The sequence below is a fragment of the Limnohabitans sp. T6-5 genome, assembly GCF_003063315.1.
Lineage (GTDB): Bacteria > Pseudomonadota > Gammaproteobacteria > Burkholderiales > Burkholderiaceae_C > Limnohabitans_A.
This window is the reverse complement of the sequence record NZ_NERV01000003.1, coordinates 638,201-657,811: the sequence shown is the minus strand read 5'-3', so window position 1 is coordinate 657,811 and position 19,611 is coordinate 638,201. Positions and strand designations below refer to the sequence as shown.

Annotated in this window: 19 protein-coding genes; 2 read left to right on the top strand and 17 right to left on the bottom strand. The window is 59.0% G+C overall.

Annotated features, from left to right (window positions below):
• Positions 1–12: 12 nt before the first annotated feature.
• The 3 genes from B9Z51_RS14755 to B9Z51_RS14745 all read right to left on the bottom strand — a co-directional run bounded on the left by B9Z51_RS14755 (position 13) and on the right by B9Z51_RS14745 (position 2,835).
• Positions 13–951 carry a DUF4135 domain-containing protein gene (locus B9Z51_RS14755; RefSeq protein ID WP_108375860.1) on the bottom strand — a complete coding sequence of 313 codons (939 nt, stop codon included), beginning with the start codon at positions 949–951 and terminating at the stop codon, positions 13–15.
• 19 nt (positions 952–970) lie between these two features.
• The gene (locus tag B9Z51_RS14750; RefSeq protein WP_108375859.1) at positions 971–1,432 is read right to left on the bottom strand and encodes a GNAT family N-acetyltransferase; all 462 of its coding nucleotides are present in this window, start codon (positions 1,430–1,432) and stop codon (positions 971–973) included.
• Between the two features lie 302 nt (positions 1,433–1,734).
• Positions 1,735–2,835, bottom strand: a complete 1,101-nt coding sequence (locus B9Z51_RS14745) for an IS5 family transposase (protein WP_108375858.1) — start codon at positions 2,833–2,835, stop codon at positions 1,735–1,737.
• A 304-nt stretch (positions 2,836–3,139) separates the two neighbouring features.
• Here B9Z51_RS14745 and B9Z51_RS14740 point away from each other — a divergent pair, with 304 nt between their 5' ends.
• Positions 3,140–4,321 (top strand): IS4 family transposase, encoded by a 1,182-nt coding sequence (locus B9Z51_RS14740; protein ID WP_108375857.1) that lies wholly within the window; start codon positions 3,140–3,142, stop codon positions 4,319–4,321.
• Here the strand turns inward: B9Z51_RS14740 and B9Z51_RS14735 are convergent.
• The 4 genes from B9Z51_RS14735 to B9Z51_RS14720 all read right to left on the bottom strand — a co-directional run bounded on the left by B9Z51_RS14735 (position 4,309) and on the right by B9Z51_RS14720 (position 7,278).
• A complete protein-coding gene (locus B9Z51_RS14735; RefSeq protein WP_108375856.1) occupies positions 4,309–4,500 on the bottom strand; it encodes a hypothetical protein in 192 nt (63 codons plus the stop codon). The two genes, B9Z51_RS14740 and B9Z51_RS14735, sit on opposite strands and share 13 nt — an antisense overlap.
• A 549-nt stretch (positions 4,501–5,049) precedes the next feature.
• Positions 5,050–5,643, bottom strand: coding sequence for a nitroreductase (locus B9Z51_RS14730; protein ID WP_108375855.1), 594 nt, complete (start codon positions 5,641–5,643; stop codon positions 5,050–5,052).
• 75 nt (positions 5,644–5,718) lie between these two features.
• Positions 5,719–6,369: a glutathione S-transferase family protein gene (locus tag B9Z51_RS14725; RefSeq protein ID WP_108376047.1), complete on the bottom strand. Its 651-nt coding sequence runs from the start codon at positions 6,367–6,369 to the stop codon at positions 5,719–5,721.
• A gap of 201 nt (positions 6,370–6,570) precedes the next feature.
• Positions 6,571–7,278 (bottom strand): HAD family hydrolase, encoded by a 708-nt coding sequence (locus B9Z51_RS14720; protein ID WP_108375854.1) that lies wholly within the window; start codon positions 7,276–7,278, stop codon positions 6,571–6,573.
• Positions 7,279–7,297: 19 nt separating this feature from the next.
• On the opposite strand from B9Z51_RS14720, the gene hemH reads away from it, so the two are divergent.
• The gene (gene hemH, locus B9Z51_RS14715; protein ID WP_108376046.1) at positions 7,298–8,386 is read left to right on the top strand and encodes a ferrochelatase; all 1,089 of its coding nucleotides are present in this window, start codon (positions 7,298–7,300) and stop codon (positions 8,384–8,386) included.
• Positions 8,387–8,497: 111 nt separating this feature from the next.
• Here hemH and B9Z51_RS14710 read toward each other — a convergent pair whose 3' ends face one another.
• The 10 genes from B9Z51_RS14710 to B9Z51_RS14665 form a co-directional block, all read right to left on the bottom strand.
• Entirely contained in the window at positions 8,498–9,127 is a 630-nt protein-coding gene (locus B9Z51_RS14710; protein WP_158272904.1) for an HAD family phosphatase, read from the bottom strand.
• 224 nt (positions 9,128–9,351) lie between these two features.
• Positions 9,352–10,407 (bottom strand): ABC transporter ATP-binding protein, encoded by a 1,056-nt coding sequence (locus B9Z51_RS14705; protein ID WP_108375852.1) that lies wholly within the window; start codon positions 10,405–10,407, stop codon positions 9,352–9,354.
• A gap of 17 nt (positions 10,408–10,424) precedes the next feature.
• Entirely contained in the window at positions 10,425–12,638 is a 2,214-nt protein-coding gene (locus B9Z51_RS14700) for an iron ABC transporter permease (protein WP_108375851.1), read from the bottom strand.
• A gap of 13 nt (positions 12,639–12,651) precedes the next feature.
• Complete coding sequence (locus tag B9Z51_RS14695; protein WP_108375850.1) at positions 12,652–13,671, bottom strand: ABC transporter substrate-binding protein; 1,020 nt, start codon at positions 13,669–13,671, stop codon at positions 12,652–12,654.
• Between the two features lie 83 nt (positions 13,672–13,754).
• On the bottom strand, positions 13,755–14,621 hold the full coding sequence (locus B9Z51_RS14690) for an alpha/beta fold hydrolase (RefSeq protein WP_108375849.1): 867 nt from the start codon (positions 14,619–14,621) through the stop codon (positions 13,755–13,757).
• Between the two features lie 7 nt (positions 14,622–14,628).
• Positions 14,629–15,720, bottom strand: a complete 1,092-nt coding sequence (locus tag B9Z51_RS14685; protein ID WP_108375848.1) for a branched-chain amino acid ABC transporter permease — start codon at positions 15,718–15,720, stop codon at positions 14,629–14,631.
• A 10-nt stretch (positions 15,721–15,730) separates the two neighbouring features.
• Complete coding sequence (locus B9Z51_RS14680; protein ID WP_108375847.1) at positions 15,731–16,717, bottom strand: branched-chain amino acid ABC transporter permease; 987 nt, start codon at positions 16,715–16,717, stop codon at positions 15,731–15,733.
• On the bottom strand, positions 16,714–17,454 hold the full coding sequence (locus tag B9Z51_RS14675) for an ABC transporter ATP-binding protein (RefSeq protein ID WP_369959310.1): 741 nt from the start codon (positions 17,452–17,454) through the stop codon (positions 16,714–16,716). Before B9Z51_RS14675 ends, B9Z51_RS14680 begins: the two co-directional genes overlap by 4 nt.
• Positions 17,451–18,215, bottom strand: a complete 765-nt coding sequence (locus B9Z51_RS14670; RefSeq protein WP_108375846.1) for an ABC transporter ATP-binding protein — start codon at positions 18,213–18,215, stop codon at positions 17,451–17,453. The genes B9Z51_RS14675 and B9Z51_RS14670 overlap by 4 nt, the downstream gene beginning before the upstream one ends.
• 207 nt (positions 18,216–18,422) lie before the next feature.
• A complete protein-coding gene (locus B9Z51_RS14665; protein WP_108376044.1) occupies positions 18,423–19,610 on the bottom strand; it encodes a substrate-binding domain-containing protein in 1,188 nt (395 codons plus the stop codon).
• Position 19,611: the final 1 nt, after the last annotated feature.

The window sequence follows — 19,611 nt, the reverse complement described above, 5'->3', positions numbered from 1 at the left end:
ACCGCATGGGGCTCAATAATTTCCCGTACGGGAAATCAAAGAACCATCAACTTGTCGAACCCTATTTCTATGAGGTCGTACTGGCTTGCGATATCGAAGCACCCCATCCTTTGTGATATACATAGTAAAATCATGCAGCGGGACTCCAGCCGTACCACCTCCTCTTAAAGAGGACATGTGAACATTGTGACTTAATAGACCAGTGCTTAATAATTTTTCCGATACTACAGTATCACCATCAAAATTATAGAAAATACACTCGGGATCAATGATGATAGGTTTGCTTCCAACGGCAATAATATTTTCCAGATGAAGATCGACGAATCCTAAAGAAAAGGCGGTCGCAGTCATTACTCCCATGCTGTACATGAATGTTTCAATATTATTTTGGCTGATTCTCTCTTCGGTGTTTTCTTCTTCAAGATATTCGATGAAGTACCATTGATTTTTTTTATCGGCAAAAATTGGAGGGGGTGCAACATCACAACCGATTGCTTGTGATAACTCTTGAAGAATTTCCCTCAGCACTTGATAAGGGCGGGGATCGGCGAATTTAAGAACAACGGCGCTTTTTCTATTTTCAATAAGCAGGGGACGCATTCCTCCATTATGTGAATCTCCCGCTAATGCTTTAAATACTAACGGGAGCGTAATACGATCTTTTTGCGTTTGGTTATAAATTGCACTTGCCTCAAGAGCGGAGATCAAAAAAATTCCAATATTTTCGACGCGTTTTCGAGCTATTTTTTCTAGATATTCAACAGAATTTTGCCAGCTTTGCGAAGTATCAAAATTTTTTTGGGCATTCTCCGTTGTCAAAAAAACTGGTTGAAGAACCGTAAAAATCTCATTTTCCACAATAGTCCGAAGGCTATCAAAATTGATAGCGGACAATTCTTTGTAGAGTTGCAAAAGTCTTGATACTTCTTTGTCAACGGTAGCATATAACATGGTTCAGTCGCGGTAGACGTCAATGCATGAAAGGTGACGACTCTGAAACATCATTAACTTTACCTGCACGACTGCAAGCCACTAATTTTTGCTTCGGCTTAATCCCATGTTTTGCATAAAAGCTCTCTTCTCCAACAAAAGCGTCGACATAAATTGCAGTATGTCCAAAACGCTCAATTATCATTTCAACAAGTTTACTACCAACTCCTTTTCCTTGCCATGAGGGATGAACACACACTTCGGCAATCCATGAGCAAATTTTGTTGTCACTAAAAACCCTAGCTATTCCAACTAACTGCCCATCATCATTCAAAGCAAAAAAACAAAAAGAACTGGGACCAAAAAATGCTGCCCTATACCCTTCGTCCTCTTTATAAGAAGATGCAGAACCATACCCAACGGATTCATAAAGATTGGCTAAGTCATCAAAACCAATCTTTTCTGTGTCCGTCGTAATATTAATACCACTCTTGTTAATCATCACATTCCTTTCGCATCAAAAAATATCGAGACCATTATAATTTTCAGTAAAAAAATTAGAGAAGGATGCCAGTTCAGCACAAAAATTCTGAAGCAACATCCGTTTTTACACGCGATTAAACGGGCATATTGTCACACGTTCCTGTTCCGCAGCATCTAGCAGGCTGCTGAAATACTCATCGTTTCAGGCGAAGCATCTTGCCCTAGGAAGCATTTCCTAGATTTTCTTTTCGCATTTTGAAATACCGCTGCCTTTGAGGCCTCAAAAACTGTTTTTGAGGCCCCTTTTCCAGCTCTTTTCACTCATCGAGCACCTTGCAGGCGCACCTGTCCCAGCGTGCGCAGTCGCGTGAGGTTGTACCCCGTCATCGTCAGCACGAACATCTGGTCGACTTTCTCCAGTCCTCGCACCAGAACCTGCCTCATGTGACCCACCGTCTTGGCCCAGCCAAAGCCTTGCTCTATGCGCTTGCGCTTTTCCTGTGAGATCTCGTAACCCTCGCTGGCTGCCACTGCATCGGGTACTGCCGATTGGCGACCAGATTTGTTTTGCGCCACATGCGGCAATACGTTCATCTCCTGCAAGGCCTCGATGAATTCCTTGGCGTCATAGCCTTTGTCCGCACCCAATGTGAGCGTCGTCTCCTCTTCACGCGCTTGGCGCGCATCATTGATCATGGCCTTGGCCGATTCTCGTTCGGCGTATCCATCGGCTTGCGTGACCATGGCGTTGACCACCAAGCCGTTGCGGTTGTCAGTGAGTGTGTGGCCCATGAAACGCAGCTCGCTGGCTGTCTTGCCTTTACGGTACAGCCGCGCATCACTGTCGGTGCTCGATTCGTGCGTCTCGTTGCTGCGGCGCTGGTTGCGGAAGTTGGCACCATCGCTGTCGTCCTCATCCTTGCGGTCTTTGGGTACAAAGCTTTTGTGACCTGCCCAGGCCTGGATCAAGGTACCGTCTACGCTGAAGTGCTCACCTGAGAGCAGATCTTGCTCGTCAGCCTGAGCCACGATCTGGTTGAACAGCTCCACCACCGCATCATGCTCAATCAAGCGTTGGCGGTTCTTGGTGAAGACCGTGGGCACCCAGACGGCATCGTCCATGGCCAAACCCACAAACCAGCGAAAGAGCATGTTGTACTGAATTTGTTCCATGAGCATGCGCTCAGAGCGCACGCTGTAGAGCACCTGCAACAGCATGGCGCGCAACAACTTCTCTGGCGCAACGCTGGGGCGGCCGCCTTTGATATCAGCCTCGTACATGTCCGCAAACAAGCCGTTCATGGCAATCAGTGCTTTGTTCACCATCTCGCGAATCGGCCTCAGAGGGTGGTTTGCAGGTACGAAATCATCCAGCCGCTTCATCAGAAACAGGCTTTCGGTGAAGGTGTCAGCGCCGCGCATAGTTGTCTGCTTTTGTGATGCGGGTATTTTCTACGGCGAAGCTGAAGGGAGGCTTTCGTCAAGGGGGGTATTTCAGCAGCCTGCTAGTGCTGCCCGCTGATTGACCAATCCACCGAACTTAAGCTATAATAATTAACGCAACTCATTGATTTAATTGAAGTTTTTCTTATTTTCTCTCGCCACAACATGACAACCACCATGGTAAGAAAATACAGGGTTTACCCTTGGTTCATCGCCTCTTGCTGAGCTGACCTCTGTCTTTGCTCAGCTGAGCAAATTCATCCACAGCTGCGCTTTTGCAGATTTGGCCCGAGGCCCACAATCCACCGCCTTTGTTCGCCAACGCAAACTGCCCCTGCCTTGTCTCGTGGGCGCTTTGCTCAGCCAACGCTCTCAATCTCAGCAGCTGATGCTGGACTCGTTTTTCGCCAGCTTGGCCGGTCACGCAGGTCTTGAGCGCGTGGCCAGTGACCGCGCATTTGCCCAAGCACGCAACAAACTCAAGCCCGAAGCCCTTACCGCTTTGAATGCTCAATTGCTGGACCTGGCTCAGGCCAGAGGCTGGATGCCGCTTTGGCATGGCCTGCGTGTGGTGGCCGCAGACGCCTCTGTGTTCATGCCCGCCACCCGTGCGTGTCACCGAACGCGCCTTGCGGCACATCCCGATCAGCGTTTGTTTGGCCTGTATCTGCCCGGCCCTGAGCTGTGTCTGCATGCCCAACTCTATGGCCCCGAGACGGGCGAGCGTCAGATGCTTTTTGAGAACTTGCACCACCTGCAAGCCACCGATGTGCTGGTGCTTGACCGGGGTTATCCGGCTGCTTGGTTGATTGCCCTGTTGCAGCAGCAAAGCATCCGCTTTTGCATGCGCTGCGACAGTGACTGCGGCTTCAAGGCGGTGCGCGAGTTCTTGCGTAGCGGTGCCAGCGAGGCGATGGTCACCCTGAACATGCCCAGCACTGAAGATGCCAAGGATTACGAGTTCATTCGCCAAGCCCCGCGCGTGCGCCTGGTGCGTTGTGTCAGCTCCAGCGGCAAGGTGCGCGTGCTGCTCACCAACTTGGATGCACAAGCGTTTCCTGCTGAGCTGTTTGGGCAGCTGTACCACCAACGCTGGCGCATCGAAGAAGCCTTCAAACGCCTCAAGCACCGCCTGAAAATCGAAAGCGTCAGTGGCTTGAGCCAGCAAGCCTGTGTCGTTGACATCGCCGCCAAAGTGTTGGCCGACAACCTGGGCGCTTTGCTCAGTCACTGTGCCCGTGGCATGCAAGAGCGCACGGATCGTGTCTGCAACCGCAGCTACGCGGCCAGCCTGATGCAACGCATGCTGCCCCGTTTGCTGTTGCTGCCGGGTGCCCTTGCGACGTGCATCGCCCAGAGCATCGAACTGCTCAAGGGCAATCTGGTGCGAAGGGTTGAAGGCCGATCTCGGCCACGACCGGCGAGCAAAACAAAGCCGCATCCGCATTTGGCTTACAAGGCGTAGAGGCTTATGTTCGGTGGATTGGCTGATTGACCCCCAGCACCTTTACCGCCACCGCCACCGCCACCGGCGTAGTATGTAACGCTGTTGTATTTTTCAAAAAGATCGAGAAGACTTTTTGTATCGATAAGGCTCGTTGGAATTTGGGCAAGGCTGGCAGAGATGCCTACTGCGTTGTTCATTTGATGACCGTTTCAAAAAAATTAAAAAGAATTCCCTGCGAATAAATCGCAGAGACAAGAATTGCACTACTCAATTAGTAAAAAATGCAAATTTTAAAATTCTTAAGTTTATTTTTTACGCATAAGTTCGTCCCTTAGTTCAATGCCAATCTGCGATTTTTTGCCGCCCGGCGACGCAATTCGGCGCTGGCAAGACAACATGGTGGTTTACCGCAAAACCGAAGACTTTCTGGCCCGCTGCCTGGGCGGGCGCACAGGTGGCTTTGACTTCTTTGAGCTGGGGGCGAAGTTGTTTTGAAGATCCGCCCCTGTGAAGTCCGCACGGTGACTTCAAACTTGCACCTTGATAGGGAGCCAGCCCTGCTGGCGATGCGGCGCCTGTGGACCACAGGCTTTTCGCTTGCAGGGCAATCTCCCACAAAATCTGCCCAACAGGCAACACCTTTGAAAGTCACCTCGGCCCTGGGCATCCGGCTGCATGCGCAATCGGTGCAAGCGACATGACAAAAGAAAGCCTGTCGCTTGGAACCTGCTACCGCACGCATCCTCTCACCAGATGCGGGTGAATTGCGGCACCTCGGGGCGCGGCTTGAAGGGTTTGCGTGAGCTGACCGTGCCCACGCTCAGGCAACAAATGGCGTGCTCTGAAGCACCAAGCCCCAGACCGGCTCTAAATGAATCTGCCTTGAGCGCCTTGCCACTCGTCAAGCCCGAGCCATAGCCCATGGCATGGGCCAACAGCATGAGGTTTTGCACGGCGCAGCCCGCGCTCAGCACGCGCTCGTGCAGGTCGATGTCGGCAGAGCCTTTGGCTTCGTCCACGATCAGCAGCATCAGCAAAGGTGCCCGCAGGGCCTTGTCGCGTGCCTGCGCCAGCTGATCGTTGGAGGCGCTGGCATCGCGCTCCAGCAAGGCAGAAGCAAACAGCTCGCCCAGATCGGCCCTTTTGTGCTCGGGAATGATCAAGAAGCGCCAGGGGTTGATGAGGTCGTGGTCAGGCGCGGCGGCAGCGGCCTGAAACAATTGTTCAAGTTCAGCCGCGTTGGGTCCTGGGGCCACCAACCTTTTGGGCAAAACGGTCTGGCGCGAAGCGATCCACTGGCTGGCCAGCCGTGTGGCGCTTTGTTTTTCGGTTTCACTCATGTGGCATCCCAACTTGCGGCTTGTGCCAGGTCCATCGTTTCATAAGGCATGTTCGATTCAGCCGCACAGCGCCCTTCACTTCAGTGCACGGGCTTGCTTGTGGGCGGGGCGCTCCACACAGGCATGTAGCCAGGCGGAAACGGCCGGGTACTGCGCCAGCAAGGCACCGGCTGGACGCACCCAACTGGCCACACTGGCCACGCACACATCGGCCACGGTGAAGCGATTGGCGGCCAGATAAGCCTGACCTTGGGCATTTTGGGCCTGCAGGTGTTTTTCCAGCACGGCCAAGGGCACTTTCAGTCGGCTTTCCGCGCGATCGGCCAACTCGGGTTTGCGCTGATCGGCGGGCATGGCCATGCGGTGCATGAGCACCGTGAGCGCATCACTCTCCAGCTCAGATACAGCCCAAAAGCTCCAGCGCAGAGCCTCGGCTTCTTCGCGGGGCGTGGCGGGCGTGATCGTTTGGCCGTCAGCCTTGCCGTGCACACGGGCGATGTACAGGGCGCAGGCCATGCTCTCCCACACGGTGACCGCGCCTTCGGGGCGCTCGTCCACCACAGCCGGAATGTGACCATTGGGGTTGATGGCCAAAAACTCGGGGGTACGCGTGGCACCGCCTTGGTAAGGCATTGCGATGTGCTCAAACGGCACCCCCAGCTCCAGCGCAGCCCACAAGGGGCGTGCGGCGCGGGATGCGCCAATGCCGTAAATTTTCAATGTCATCTCGGTCTCCTCCTTTTCAAACAGCACAGCTTCCATGTCGGGGCTAAAGCCACCAACGATTGATCCAACCTGATGATGTTGGCATGAACGCTTTATTTGTAGGAGCCCACCCCTGTGGGCGATGGCACGCATACCACCACGGCAGGCCATCGCCCACGGGGTGGGCTCCCACAAAGGCATAAGTCCGTCGGCAGGGCCGGATCAATCAGCGTATTCGGGCCAACTGGCGCACAGCGCGTGCAAGTCTCGCACCTCCAGGTGCGGCCGGGTGTCGCCATGGGTCCACTCGTGCCCTTCGCGGTTGAGCCAAGCCACCTGCATGCCAGCAGCCAAAGCGCCCACGCAGTCGGCGTGCGCGTCATCGCCAATGTGCAGCACCTCATGCGGCGCAACGCCTGCGGCCTCTGCGCCGGCCAGAAAAATGCGCAAGTCCGGCTTGGCCACACCCAGCGACTGGGCACTCACGCTGGCGTGAAAGTGCTGGCCAATGCCCACGCGGTGCACGTCGGCGTTGCCGTTTGAGAGGGCCACCACCGGGTAGCGCTGGCTCCAAAACGCCAAGGCAGGCAGCGCGTCCTCAAACAAATCCACCCGCTGGCGCTCGGCAAAAAAGGCCTCGAACGCTGGCTCAGCCAGGTGCACCGGGTCACCGGCTTGCTGCAACAAGGCTCGAATCGACTGCAGCCGCAAAAATGACAAATCGTGCGCCCGGTCGGCATGGCGGGCGTTGATCTCGGCGCGCACGGCTTTTTTGAGTTCGGCATCGGCCGACAGCGCCGCCGTGCTGGGCGCATGCGCGGTCAACCACGCGGTCAACACGGCCTCGGCACGGCCAATCGTGGGCCAGACGGGCCACAAAGTGTCGTCCAGATCGAGGGTAATGGCTTTGATTCGGGAAATGTCAATCATGGTGGTGGGAGAATACCGCATGGCATTTCAACAAGAACCCTCCTTCCAGCATGGTCAGGCTGCCAAAACGGCCATCCTGTATTGCAACTTGGGCACCCCCAGCGCCCCCACCGCCCCGGCCCTGCGCAAGTACCTGGCCGAATTTTTGGGTGACAGCCGCGTGGTGGAAATCCCCAAACCCATCTGGTGGCTGATCCTGCACGGCATCATCTTGCGCGTGCGCCCCGCCAAATCGGCGGCCAAATACGCCAGTATCTGGACCGAGCAGGGCTCGCCCCTGAAAGCCTTCACCGAACAACAAGCCCAGTCGCTGGGCACTGCCCTGCAAGAGCGCGGCCACCACGTCAGCGTGCGCTACGCCATGCGCTACGGCCAGCCGTCCATCCCGGCGCAGCTCGACGCCCTCAAAGCCGAAGGCGTGCAGCGCGTGCTGATCGTGCCCGCCTACCCCCAATACAGCGGCACCACCACGGCCAGCGTGTTTGATGCCGTCTACCTCTGGGGCCTGAAAACCCGCCTCATCCCCGAGATGCGCTTTGTCAACCGCTACCACGACGACCCGCGCTACATCGCCGCGCTGGCGCAGACGGTGCGTGAACACTGGGCAGCCAACGGCCAAGCCGAGCAGCTGGTGATGAGTTTCCACGGCGTGCCTGAGCGCACCTTGCAACTGGGCGACCCCTACCACTGCGAGTGCATGAAAACCGGCCGCCTGCTGGCCGAAGCCCTAGGCTTGTCCAAAGACCAATATAAGCTCACTTTCCAATCGCGCTTTGGCAAAGCCAAGTGGCTGGAGCCCTACACCGAACCCACGCTGATCGCACTGGCGCAGCAAGGCGTGAAAAAAGTTGACGTGATCTGCCCGGGCTTTACCTGCGACTGCCTGGAAACGCTGGAAGAAATCCAGCAAGAGGCGCAAGAAGCGTTTTTGCACGCGGGCGGCGAAAGCTTCAACTACATCCCCTGCCTGAACAACCACGCGCAATGGATCGAGGCCCTGGCCGACATCAGCCTGAGCCACATGCAGAGCTGGGATTTATCAGCGCCGGATGCTTCGGCGCTGGCCGCCAGCCGGGCGCGGGCTTTGGCGCATGGGGCAAAAACTTAAGGGTCAGTGTGCTGGGGCTTTTGCTTCGACGTTCATTGAAAGACACAGCCACTGGTCGGGGCTGAAGCCACGGACCTGCAAAAATGGCCCTATCGTCGCCCGTCTGCAGGTTCAAACTGGCAAATAACCCCGCGCCTCCAGCGCCTTTCTCACCTGCTCAGGCGTTTCAAAGCGGATGCCTTGCCAGCCGTGCTGCTCGGCAGCGTCGATGTTGTGTTGCACGTCGTCGATGAACACCGGCTGCCCGCGCAAAGGCCAACGCGCTTGGGCGGTTGCAAAGATGTCTGACAGGGGTTTGATCTGCTGCACATAGGCCGAGAAGATGCCTTCGTCAAACTGGCTGAAAAAGGGGTTCATCCGCACCAGATGGTCGGCATAGCCAGCGGGCATGTTCGACAGGAAATACAGACGGTGGCCTTGCGACTTCAAGTCATGGATCAAGTCCACGGTGCCCGGGATCGGTTGCAAGTGCGGCGGGATGCCGTGCATCAAACGCAGCAAATCGGATTTGGCCAATCCAGTGCGCGCAGCGATGCGCTGGGCCAGCGGTTCGGGCTCAATGCGGCCCAGGTCAAACAGCGCCCAATCAGCCTCTGGGTGAAAGGTTTCGAAAATCTGGCTCGCCCATTCACGGGCGATGTCCTCGCTGCTCACCTGCTCGGGAAACAGCTCTTGCAACAGCACCAACGGCTGCCAGCGGAACACCACACCGCCCAAATCGAACACCACGTCTTTGCTCATCATTTCTCTTTCAAGGTTCAAGCCATTGATCCGCTATCGCTCAAGCAGCCAACGTCGGGGTCTTCGACCGCCGACCTACAAGAATACGGCTCCGCCCGGTAAGTCGGTACTCGCAGAGTCCGACGTTTTTCGGTATACCTGCTCAGCCTCCATCAGCCTGACCGAACAAACCACCAACGTCGGGGTCTTCGACCGCCGACCTACAAAACAGCCAAATCGGTCGTTCAAACCGCCACCACCGACACGCCACGCCCCGGCAGGCTCAGGGCCAGCAATTGGCCGATGCGCCAGTCGCGCTCCACCTCGGGCGAGACGACAAAAACCTGTCCCAGTTCGGTGTCAAAAGTCAGCTCCACAAAGCTGCCCAGATAAGACCACTGCACAAGCTTGGCCGACAGACTGCCGGGCACGGTCTCGTTACCCAGCAATTCACGCCCGACCAACCAAGCCTCAGGCCGCACCGCCGCACGCACGGCACCCGACGCCACTGCATGACGTGGCACCAGCCGCAGCGGCCCCAGTTGCACCGTGCCATCGGCCAGCGACTGGCCGTCAAACAGCACCGCCTCGCCCATGAACCCAGCCACAAATGCGGATGCGGGCCGCTCGTACAGGTCTTGCGGCGTGCCCGCTTGCGCGATGCGGCCTGCCTCCATGACGATGATCTGATCGCTCACGGCCAGCGCTTCGCTTTGGTCGTGCGTCACATAGGCCACCGTCAAGCCCAGGCGCTGCTGCAGGTGGCGGATTTCGTCGCGCATGGAGCGGCGCAGCCGGGCGTCCAGGTTGGACAGCGGCTCGTCAAACAGCAAAACCGAGGGCTCCAGCACCAGCGCACGGGCCAGGGCCACGCGCTGCTGTTGCCCGCCCGACAATTCGCTCGGCAGCCGCTGCTCGTAGCCCTTCAGACCCACATTGGCCAGACTTTTCAAGGCGCGTTCGTTGGCTTCGTGTTTGTTCACACCGCTCACGTCCAGCCCATAGCGCACGTTTTCGATCACGTTCATGTGCGGAAACAGCGCATAGCTTTGGAACACCATGCTCACATTGCGCTCGGACGGACCCAGGTGCGTCACGTCCACACCGTCGATCAAAATCTGCCCGCCCGTGGGCGCTTCCAGCCCGGCAATCATGCGCAAGGTGGTGGTTTTGCCGCAGCCCGATGGCCCGAGGATCGTGGTCAAGCTGCCCTTGGGCACGACAAAGTCGATGCCTTGCACCACCAGCGGCGACGCGCCGCCGCCATAGCGTTTGGTGACTTGTTTGAATTGAATACCCATGCTTTTGAATCCTTGTTTCAAGCCGGTGTGACCGCAGAAGCCCGCCGCCCCAGCTGCCGCTCACCCACCAGCTTTTGAATGCCCCAGGTGATGACGGACATGAGCACCATCAGCACCGTGCAGTAAGCCAGCGCCACGCCATAGTCGCCATTGCCCACGCGGCCAATGATGTAAGTCGTGGCCAGCTCGTACTGCGCCGTGACCAAAAAAATCACTGCCGACACCGTGGTCATGGAGCGCACAAAGCTGTAGACCAGCGCTGCCACCAAAGCGGGTTTGAGCAGGGGCAACACCACCCGGCGCAGCGTGGTCAGGGTGCTGGCGCGCAGCATTTGCGAGGCTTCGTCGAGCGAACGGTCCAACTGCTTGAAGGCCGCCGTGCCCGCCCGCACACCCACCGGCAGATTGCGAAACACAAAGCACAACACGATGACCAGCCCAGTGCCCGTCAGCTCCACTGGCGGCACGTTGAAGGCCAGGATGTAACTCACGCCCAGCACCGTGCCCGGAATGGCAAAGGTCAGCAGTGCAGAAAACTCGAACGCTGCCTTGCCCCGGAATTCGGTGCGGGCCAGCAACCAGGCGATCAGCAAGCCCACGCCCGCACAAATGGGCGCGGCCATGGCCGACAGGCTGAGCGTGGTGAAGAGCGACTTCCAGGCCGTGCCCGCAAACACCCAGCCAAACTCGCCCTGCTGCACATCGAACGCGGTTTTGAAGTGCGCCAGCGTGAAGCTGAAGTCACGCCCCCAGGTCTGCACAAAGCCGCCCGCAAACGCAAACAGATACACCACCACGGTGAACAAGAGCCACGGTCCTGCCACGCTGCGGCACACACGCAGCACCGCAGGCGGCAAAGCCATGGCCACGCCCGCATCGCCCTTGCCCGAGACGGTGGTGAAGCTGCTGCCCGAGAGCACCCGGCGCTGCACCAAAAACACCGCCAGCGCAAAGGCCGTGAGCACCAACGCCAAAGCTGCGGCCATGCCCGGGTCCAGCGCCGCGCCCACGATGGCAAAAAAGATCTCCGTGGACAGCACCGCGTACTGCCCACCCAAAATGATGGGGTTGCCAAAGTCAGCCATGCTCTCGATGAAACCCACCAGAAAGGCGTTGGCCAGCCCCGGCTTGAGCAGGGGCAACGTCACCGTCCAGAAGGTTTGCATGCGGCTGGCGCGCAGGGTTTGTGCGGCCTCTTCCATGCTCGGGCTCACGCCCTGCACCACACCGCGCATGATCATGAAGGCAATGGGCGTGAAGGCGAACATCTGCGCCAGCCAAATGCCAAACACGCCATAAAACCAGCGGCCTGGCTCAATGCCGAAGGCCCACTCCAAGCCTTGGTTGAACAGGCCCGCACGGCCAAACAACAGAATCAAGCCCAGCCCCACCACAAAAGGCGGCGTGATGATGGGCAACATGGCCAAGATGTTGAGCGGCTTGGACAAGCGCGTGCCCCCCCGCTCGGCCCACAAGGCCAGCAAAGTGCCCATGAGGGTGGTGCCCACCGCCGTGAGGGTGGCCAGCCACAAGGTGTTCCAGGCCACGCCGCAGCGCCCTGCCCCCTGCACGCAGCCCAAGCCCCAAACCCGCTCGGTGGCCACGCGCTCCAGCAGGTGCGCCCAGGCATAGCCCCCCGCATCGTCCACCCAAGCCGCCACCAAAGAGCGCAACACCGGATAGACCACAAACAGCAGCAGCAGCGCCGTACAGCCCACCACCGCAGCGGACACAAACACGTCGCCCCTAAAACCACCCAAACGGGCCAGCGATGCGCCCAGCAAAACCACCAAGCTGAGCAGCACCACGGCAGCGCCCCAGCCCATGCCGTATTGGCCGGTGGGCAAAGCGCCCCAAAGTGATGTGAGCGATTCAAAAGCCCAGCCGACTGCGCCGATGGCAAAGCCACTGAGCAGCAAGCCCAAGAGGCCGATCAGGCTGCCTGCCAGCAGGCCCCAACCTTGCAGGCGCGCAGGCCAAGGCCGCAGCACCGCCAGAGCGCAGACCAACAAGCCCACCAAGCCTGACCACAACCAGGGCCGACCGTGCTGCAGGGCCTGCACGATGCCGCTGGCCGTTTCGGCCCCGACACCCGTCCCAGCCAAGACGCCCGGCATGGCATCGGCCAAACTCATTTGTTGCAAAAAATACCAAGGCAGCAGCGCAAAGCCCAGCAGGCCAAGCACGACCCACCCTTGCAAAGCGCGCTGCAAACGCAGCGCAGGATTCATCTCAAACCTTCACTCAACGGGGCAGCGAGTTGACTTCTTTTTCCCATCGCTGGATCAGGCGGCGGCGCTCAGCCGTTTGGCCGTATTTGGCGTAGTCGTAATTGATCATCTTGATCTTGCGGAAGTCGGGCACACGCGGGTCCACCTTGGCCTCTTTGTGCGAGGGCAGTTGGAACTGCAAAGTGGCTGCGGCTAATTCTTGGGCAGCAGGGGTCAGCGCCCATTCGTAAAACTTCTTGGCGGCCTCCAGATTGCGACTGCCGCGCACGATCGACATGGAGCCGATTTCGGCGCCCGTGCCATCGGCCGGGGTGATGGTCTCGATGGGAAAGCCCTGAGCCTTTTCACCGGGGCCGTCGTGCACAAAGCTGATGGACACGGCGGTCTCGCCCCGCGCCACGGCCTTGATGGGGCCGGTGCCCGAGCGGGTATAGGTGCCGATGTTTTTGTGCAGGCCCTTGAGGTAATCAAAGGCTTTGTCTTCGCCCATGAGCTGCACCAGCGTGGCGATCATGGTGTAGGCCGTACCGCTGGAGGCCGGGTTGGCCGACTGGATTTCGCCTTTGTATTCGGGCTTGAGCAGGTCACCCCAAGTTTTAGGGATGGGCAGTTTCTTTTTGGCCAGCAACTCGGTGTTGTAACCAAAGCCCAGCGGGCCAGAGTAAATGCCCACGGTTTTGTAGCCAGCTTGCGCGGCTTGTTTTTGCGCCCAGTCGTGCAGCTTGGGCAAGGTGGGCGATTTGTATTCAAGGCTCAGGTTTTGTTCAGCCGCCTGCAGGTGCGGGTCGCCTGTGCCGCCAAACCAGATGTCGGTCTTGGGGTTGGCTTTTTCTGCGGCCAACTGGGCAATCGCCTCACCCGAGCCCTTGGCCGTCATGTTGACTTTGATGCCCTGGCTCTTTTCAAAGGTGACGGCGATCATGCTGCACCAAGCGGCTTGGGCCGAACAGATGATGTTGACCTCACGGCTCTGGGCCTGCGCACCCGTGGCCCACAAGGCCAACAAGGGAATCAGTTTGAATGCAATGTTCATCGGAATCTCTGAAATGGGACTGCCGAGATTGTCAGCTCAAAAGTCCTCATTTATTCAGAGTGGAAACACCCATGACACGGCACTCAAACACCGGCGATGAAATCGGTCACCCATTCGAGTTGCTGCAAGACATTGAGCGCGGGCGCATGGCCACAACCGGGCACTTCGATGATTTTGAGCTGCCCTCGCAAGCCCGGGCCGCGGTGGCGCATGTCCACCACCGTTTCGGGCAGCACCAAATCCGAGTCTGCACCCCGCAGCAGCAGCACGGGCAGATTCAAGGCGTCGTAATGCGCCCAGATCAGGTAGTCGTTGGGGTGCACCGTGAATTGCAGCGCCATGGCCGGGTCGTAATGCGGCGTCACCCGCCCATCGGGCAACCGGCGCGTCGATGTTTCGGCCAAGCGCCGCCACTGCGCATCGCTCAACCAGCCAAAGGGCTTGTAGACCTGACGCAAGAATGTTTCGAGTTCGGTCACCGTGGCAAAAGACGGCGGCGTGCCCGCATAGGCCTTGATGCGGTCGATGGCCGCCTGCGCCAGCTCCGGCGCGTTGTCGTTGAGCGTGAGGCTCAGGATGCGGTGCTTCAAGGTCGGCTCCACCAGGCCCGCCGCACACAATGTGCCAATCGCGCCGCCCATGGACGTGCCCACCCAATGCACGGCGCGCAGCTGCAAACCGTCCATCAGCTCGCGGGCGATGCGGGCATAGAAGGCGAGACAATACTCCTTTTCCGGGTCAGCACTCCACTGCGATAAACCACGACCCACCGTGTCGGGGCAAATCACGCGCCAGCCCTGCGCGCTCAGGTGCGCGGCCAACTCGTCCATGTCGCGCCCGGTGCGGGCCAGGCCGTGCCAAGCGATGACCGTGCCTTTGTCGGCCTTGCCCCAGTCGGTGTAATGGATTTCCAGCCCAGCGCAAGTGATGTAGTTGGATGTGAACGTCATATCAACCTCAAGCCTGTTTCGACGATGCCAAGGCATTCAGCGCAGCGCGGCTGCGCAAGCGCCCCACCACCCCAGTCGGGAAGTAATAGACCGACAGCACAAACAAAAGACCGAGCCACAGCAGCCAGCGGTCGGGCGAGAGCAGTGCCGACAGCAAAGGCAACGAAGCCGTGGCTTCGCTGGCCAGGCGCAGCAGGTCCTGCAGATAGCTTTGCGCCAGCAAGAACAGCACCGCGCCAATGGCCGCACCATAAATGGTGCCCATGCCGCCGATCACCACGATCAAGAGCACGTCCATCATGATTTCAAAGCTGAGCGAAGTGTCTGGCCCGTTGTAGCGCAGCCAAAGCGCCAGCATGGCCCCGGCCACACAGGCATACAGCGCAGACAACACGCTCGACAGCGTGCGGTAAACCACCACGCGGTAGCCAATGGCCTCGGCCCGGAACTCGTTTTCGCGGATGGCTTGAAGCACGCGGCCAAAGGGCGAGTTGACGATGCGCAGGAGCGACAAGAGCATGCCCAAGGCCAACACAAACAGCAGGTAATAGCAAAGCAGGCGGCCATCGAGCGACACGCCCAAGAACGGCTCTTCGCTGAACTCGGTGCTGGGCAGCAGCAGCTCGGGCAGTTTGAAGCTCAGGCCGTCTTCGCCGCCGGTGAAGTCGGACAACTGCGAGGCCAGCGTCTGAAAGGCCGCCGCCACGGCCAGCGTGATCATGGCAAAAAAGATCGCCCGCACGCGCAGCGAAAACAGGCCGATGGCCAGCGACAACACCAGCGTGAGCGCCAAGGCCAGCGCAAAGCCCAGCCCGATCGCGCCCCAGGTCGGCCCCCAGGTGTTGGACGAGATGGCAATGCCATAGGCCCCGATGCCAAAGAACATGGTGTGCGCAAAGCTCACGATGCCGGTGTAGCCCAAGAGCAGGTCAAAGCCCGCCACCAGCACCACAAAAATCAGCACCTTGGCCGCGACCGACAAGGCCTTGACGCCAGGGAACAAAAACGGTGCGAAGGCCAGCCCGAGCAAGATGACGATGAGCAAGGCGGCCAGCAGGCGACTGCGTGGCGGGTCGTTGGAAATGAGTCGATTGAACATGTCTGGCCTTTCAGCGGTTGGCCACCGGGTACACGCCCTGCGGACGCCACAGCAGGATGCCCGCCATCAGCACGATGTTGGAAAACAGCGCCAGCTTGGGGGCCAAAAAGCCGGTGTAATTGGCCATCAGGCCCACCAGCAAAGCGCCGATCAGCGCCCCGCCAGTCGAGCCGAGCCCGCCAATGATGATGACGATGAAGATCAACACGTTGACCTGAGCGCCCATCTGCGGCACCACGTTTTGTTGGTACAGGCCCCACATGACGCCGCCCAAGCCCGCCAGCGCGCTGCCCGCCACGAACACGCCCACAAACAGGCGACGGATGCGGTAGCCCAGCGACTCGACCATCTCGCGGTCTTGCACCCCTGCGCGGATGAGCAAACCGATCTTGGTGCGGCCCAGCACCCACATTTGCACCGCAAAAACGGCCAGGCCCACGGCCACCGCCAGCAAGCGGTATTTTTCAATCGCGGCGTCGCCCCACAGCACCGAGCCGCGCATGGCTTCGGGCAAAGGCAAGGCGATCTGTTGCGGACCCCAAATGACCTTGATGAGTTCTTCGCCAATGATCATGCCGCCCATGGTGATGAGGATCTGCTTGAGGTGCTGGCCATAGACCGGCCGCACGATGAAGCGTTCAAACGCCAAGCCCACGGCAGCAGCCACAGCCATGGCTACCGCCATGGCAGGCAACACCGCCACCATGTTGCGCCACCACTCACCCGAGCCGGTCCAGTCGCCCATGGCACCCAGCACGCTGGTGGCCACAAATGCACCCAGCGCAATGAACAAGCCGTGGCCAAAGTTGAGCACGTCCATCAGGCCAAACACCAGCGTCAGGCCCGAGGCCATGATGAAGATGATCATGCCCATGGCCAGGCCCGCCACCGTGAGCGTGAGCCAAGTCGAACCCGAGCCGATCAAGGGCCAGGCCAGCAGAGCCAGCACCGGGACCAACAGCAAGGGGCGCGTATCGATGTCTTCGAAAAATTTCATAAAGCCAGCCCCAACAAGGATTGCTGCAAAGCCGCGTCTTCGGCCAGCACCTGCATGCGGCCGGCATGGACCACGCGGCCGTTGTCCATCACGGCCACGCTGTCACCCAACTGCTGGGCAAAGTGGATGTTTTGCTCCACCAGCAAGATCGTCACGCCGCTGGCCTTGAGCTGCTGAAACGCGTCGATCATGTTTTGGATGATGGCCGGGGCCAGGCCCTTGCTGGGCTCGTCGATGATGAGCAAATCACGCGGCTCCACAATGGCCCGCGACACGGCCAGCATCTGCTTTTGCCCGCCCGAGAGCTTGCCTGCCGGGTGGTTCCAGAATTTCTCAACAGCCGGAAAGAGTTTAAAAATCCACTGCAAACGCGCTTCGTCCATCTGCGCCGCATGCTTGGCGCTGCGGGCAGCCAGAAGCATGTTTTCCTTCACGGTCAGGTCCGAGAAGATGCCCATGTTTTCGGGCACATAAGCGATGTTTTTTTGCGCAATGGCGGGCGTGTTGAGCTGCGTGATGTCTTCACCGCCGAAGGTGATGCGCCCTTGCGATGCTTGCCACAGGCCCATGATGGTGCGCAGCGTGGTGGTCTTGCCCGCGCCGTTGCGGCCCAGCAGCATGGTCAGCTCGCCACGCGGCACGGCTAATTGAACTCCGTGCAGGATGTGGTAGGCCCCGATGTGTGTGTGAACGCCTTCGAGGGTCAGCAAATTCGTGTTCATGTCGGCTTGGTTCATGCGGCCACCTTGGCTTTGCCTAGGTAAGCCTCTTGCACGATGGGCGAAGCGATCACCTCATTCGGCTCGCCATCGGCCACCAGCGAGCCGTTGTGCAGCACGATGATGCGGTCGGCCAACTCGCGCACCACGTCCATCTTGTGTTCGACCAGCAAAATGGTTTTGGTCTTGTCTTTTTTGAGCTGGCGGATCAGGTCCAGGATCACCGGCGCTTCGTCGTGACTCATGCCCGCAGTGGGCTCGTCAAACATGTAGACCGATGGCTCCAGCGCCATCAAGAGCGCCACTTCGAGCTTGCGCTGGTCGCCGTGCGGCAGGCTGGCCACCGGGGCGTCTTGCTGCGCAGTCATCGAGACGGACTGCAAAATTTCCAAAGTGCGGTTCGTGAGCTGCGCATGGTCGCTCCAGATGCTCCACAGGTTCAGGCCCCGGCGGTGTGCGCCTTCTTTCGTGGCCTGCACTGCCAGGCGCACGTTTTCGAGCACCGACAGATTGGGGAACAGATTGGTCAACTGAAATGCCCTGCCCAAGCCAGCACGGGTGCGCGCCGATGCGGGCAAGCCCGTCAGCGAACGGCCGTTCAGGTGCACCGAGCCTGCGGTGGCAGGCAGCTGCCCCGAGATCAGGTTGAAGTAGGTCGTTTTGCCCGCCCCGTTGGGGCCGACGATGGCCGTGAGCGTGCCGGGTTCAAAGCGGCACGACACCGCATTCACGGCCACATGACCGCCAAACCGCACCGTCAGGTTTTGGGTTTCAAGCATTCCATCCATCCGTCAAAGCGTTTTGTGGGAGCGGCGCCCTCGCCGCGAAAAGCGCTCGCAATCCACAAGCCATCGCCCCGAGGGCGGGGCTCCCACAACAAGATCGTGTCAAGAAGCGTACTGTGGGAGCGGCGCCTTCGCCGCGAAAATTGCCCGCAATCCACACGCCATCGCCCCTGGGGCGGGGCTCCCACATCCTTGCCGCAATCAGCGTTTGTTGCGGATCGGCACGTTCATTTCTTCAGGCTTGATCTCGCGGATCAGCTCGGGCACGCCCCAGGCAAAAGCCGGATCGATCTTGATCTTGAAGTGGTACATGCTTTGCATGGCTTGGTGGTCTTCCTTGCGGAAGGTCATCTTGCCTTTGGGCGTGTCAAAGCTCATGCCTTCCATGGTGCTGATCAGCTTGTTGGCGCTGGTGTCGCCATTGGTCTTTTTGAGCGCTGTCACCAAAGCCATGGCCGACGAGAAGCCGCCTGCGGTGAAAAAGTCTGGCGGCGTCTTGAACTGGGTGTAGTGCATGGACACCATGGCGTCGTTCACCGGATTCTTGGGCATGCCAAAGTAATAGTAGGCCGCGCCTTCCATGCCGGGGAACTGTTTGTAGGCCACCATGGCGGGCAGGATGTTGCCGCCCGTGGCGATCTCGATGCCATAGCGCTTCAAGTCCATGTCGGCGATCTTGAAGGGATTGCCACCGGCCCAGATGATGAAGATGATCTTGCGGCCAGGCAGGCCCTTGAGCTTGTCGATCATGCGCTGCGCACCCGCGGTGAAATCGGTGGTGGCGGGCGGCAGGTACTCTTCGTGCACCAGCTTGGATTTTTTCAGCGCTTCCTTGAAGGCCTTCACGCCGTCACGGCCAAAAGCCGAATCTTGCGCCATCGTGACGACGCTCACGCCGTCCTTGTCCACCGCCACGGCGTTGGCAATCGCGTCCTGGCTGCTGTTGCGGCCCGTGCGGAAGATGTATTTGTTCCACTTCTCGCCAGTGATCGAGTCGGCCACAGCGGGCTCGACCAGCAAAATCTTTTTGTACTCTTCGGCCACGGGCAGCATGGCCAGCGCCACGGGCGATGCGGTGGGGCCCACGGCCAGGTCCACCTTGTCGTCACCATACGCGGCGGCCAACAGGTTTTTGCCCAGATCAGGCTTGCCCTGGTCGTCTTTTTCGATCACCACGATCTTGCGGCCACCGACGGTCATGGTGCCACCGGTGGCGTAGTCCAAGCCCATCATCAAACCCACTTGGGTCTGTTTGCCGTAAGCCTCCAGCGGGCCGGTCTTGCTGTAAATGTGGGCGATCTTGATGTCTTTGCCCTGGGCCATGGCGGTGGGGGCCAGCGCCGTGGTCAAAGTCAAGGCGGCCAACGAAATGAGGTGTCGACGGAACATG

Bases quoted from the DNA above. Each gene is read 5' to 3' on its own strand.
- B9Z51_RS14750 (WP_108375859.1), bottom strand. From the start codon at position 1,432: ATGATTAACAAGAGTGGTATTAATATTACGACGGACACAGAAAAGATT.
- B9Z51_RS14700 (WP_108375851.1), bottom strand. From the start codon at position 12,638: ATGAATCCTGCGCTGCGTTTGCAGCGCGCTTTGCAAGGGTGGGTCGTG.
- B9Z51_RS14675 (WP_369959310.1), bottom strand. From the start codon at position 17,454: ATGAACCAAGCCGACATGAACACGAATTTGCTGACCCTCGAAGGCGTT.
- B9Z51_RS14730 (WP_108375855.1), bottom strand. From the start codon at position 5,643: ATGAGTGAAACCGAAAAACAAAGCGCCACACGGCTGGCCAGCCAGTGG.
- B9Z51_RS14685 (WP_108375848.1), bottom strand. From the start codon at position 15,720: ATGTTCAATCGACTCATTTCCAACGACCCGCCACGCAGTCGCCTGCTG.
- B9Z51_RS14710 (WP_158272904.1), bottom strand. From the start codon at position 9,127: ATGAGCAAAGACGTGGTGTTCGATTTGGGCGGTGTGGTGTTCCGCTGG.
- B9Z51_RS14705 (WP_108375852.1), bottom strand. From the start codon at position 10,407: ATGGGTATTCAATTCAAACAAGTCACCAAACGCTATGGCGGCGGCGCG.
- B9Z51_RS14745 (WP_108375858.1), bottom strand. From the start codon at position 2,835: ATGCGCGGCGCTGACACCTTCACCGAAAGCCTGTTTCTGATGAAGCGG.
- B9Z51_RS14755 (WP_108375860.1), bottom strand. From the start codon at position 951: ATGTTATATGCTACCGTTGACAAAGAAGTATCAAGACTTTTGCAACTC.
- B9Z51_RS14720 (WP_108375854.1), bottom strand. From the start codon at position 7,278: ATGATTGACATTTCCCGAATCAAAGCCATTACCCTCGATCTGGACGAC.
- B9Z51_RS14735 (WP_108375856.1), bottom strand. From the start codon at position 4,500: ATGAACAACGCAGTAGGCATCTCTGCCAGCCTTGCCCAAATTCCAACG.
- B9Z51_RS14725 (WP_108376047.1), bottom strand. From the start codon at position 6,369: ATGACATTGAAAATTTACGGCATTGGCGCATCCCGCGCCGCACGCCCC.
- B9Z51_RS14670 (WP_108375846.1), bottom strand. From the start codon at position 18,215: ATGCTTGAAACCCAAAACCTGACGGTGCGGTTTGGCGGTCATGTGGCC.
- hemH (WP_108376046.1), top strand. From the start codon at position 7,298: ATGGCATTTCAACAAGAACCCTCCTTCCAGCATGGTCAGGCTGCCAAA.
- B9Z51_RS14690 (WP_108375849.1), bottom strand. From the start codon at position 14,621: ATGACGTTCACATCCAACTACATCACTTGCGCTGGGCTGGAAATCCAT.
- B9Z51_RS14680 (WP_108375847.1), bottom strand. From the start codon at position 16,717: ATGAAATTTTTCGAAGACATCGATACGCGCCCCTTGCTGTTGGTCCCG.
- B9Z51_RS14665 (WP_108376044.1), bottom strand. From the start codon at position 19,610: ATGTTCCGTCGACACCTCATTTCGTTGGCCGCCTTGACTTTGACCACG.
- B9Z51_RS14695 (WP_108375850.1), bottom strand. From the start codon at position 13,671: ATGAACATTGCATTCAAACTGATTCCCTTGTTGGCCTTGTGGGCCACG.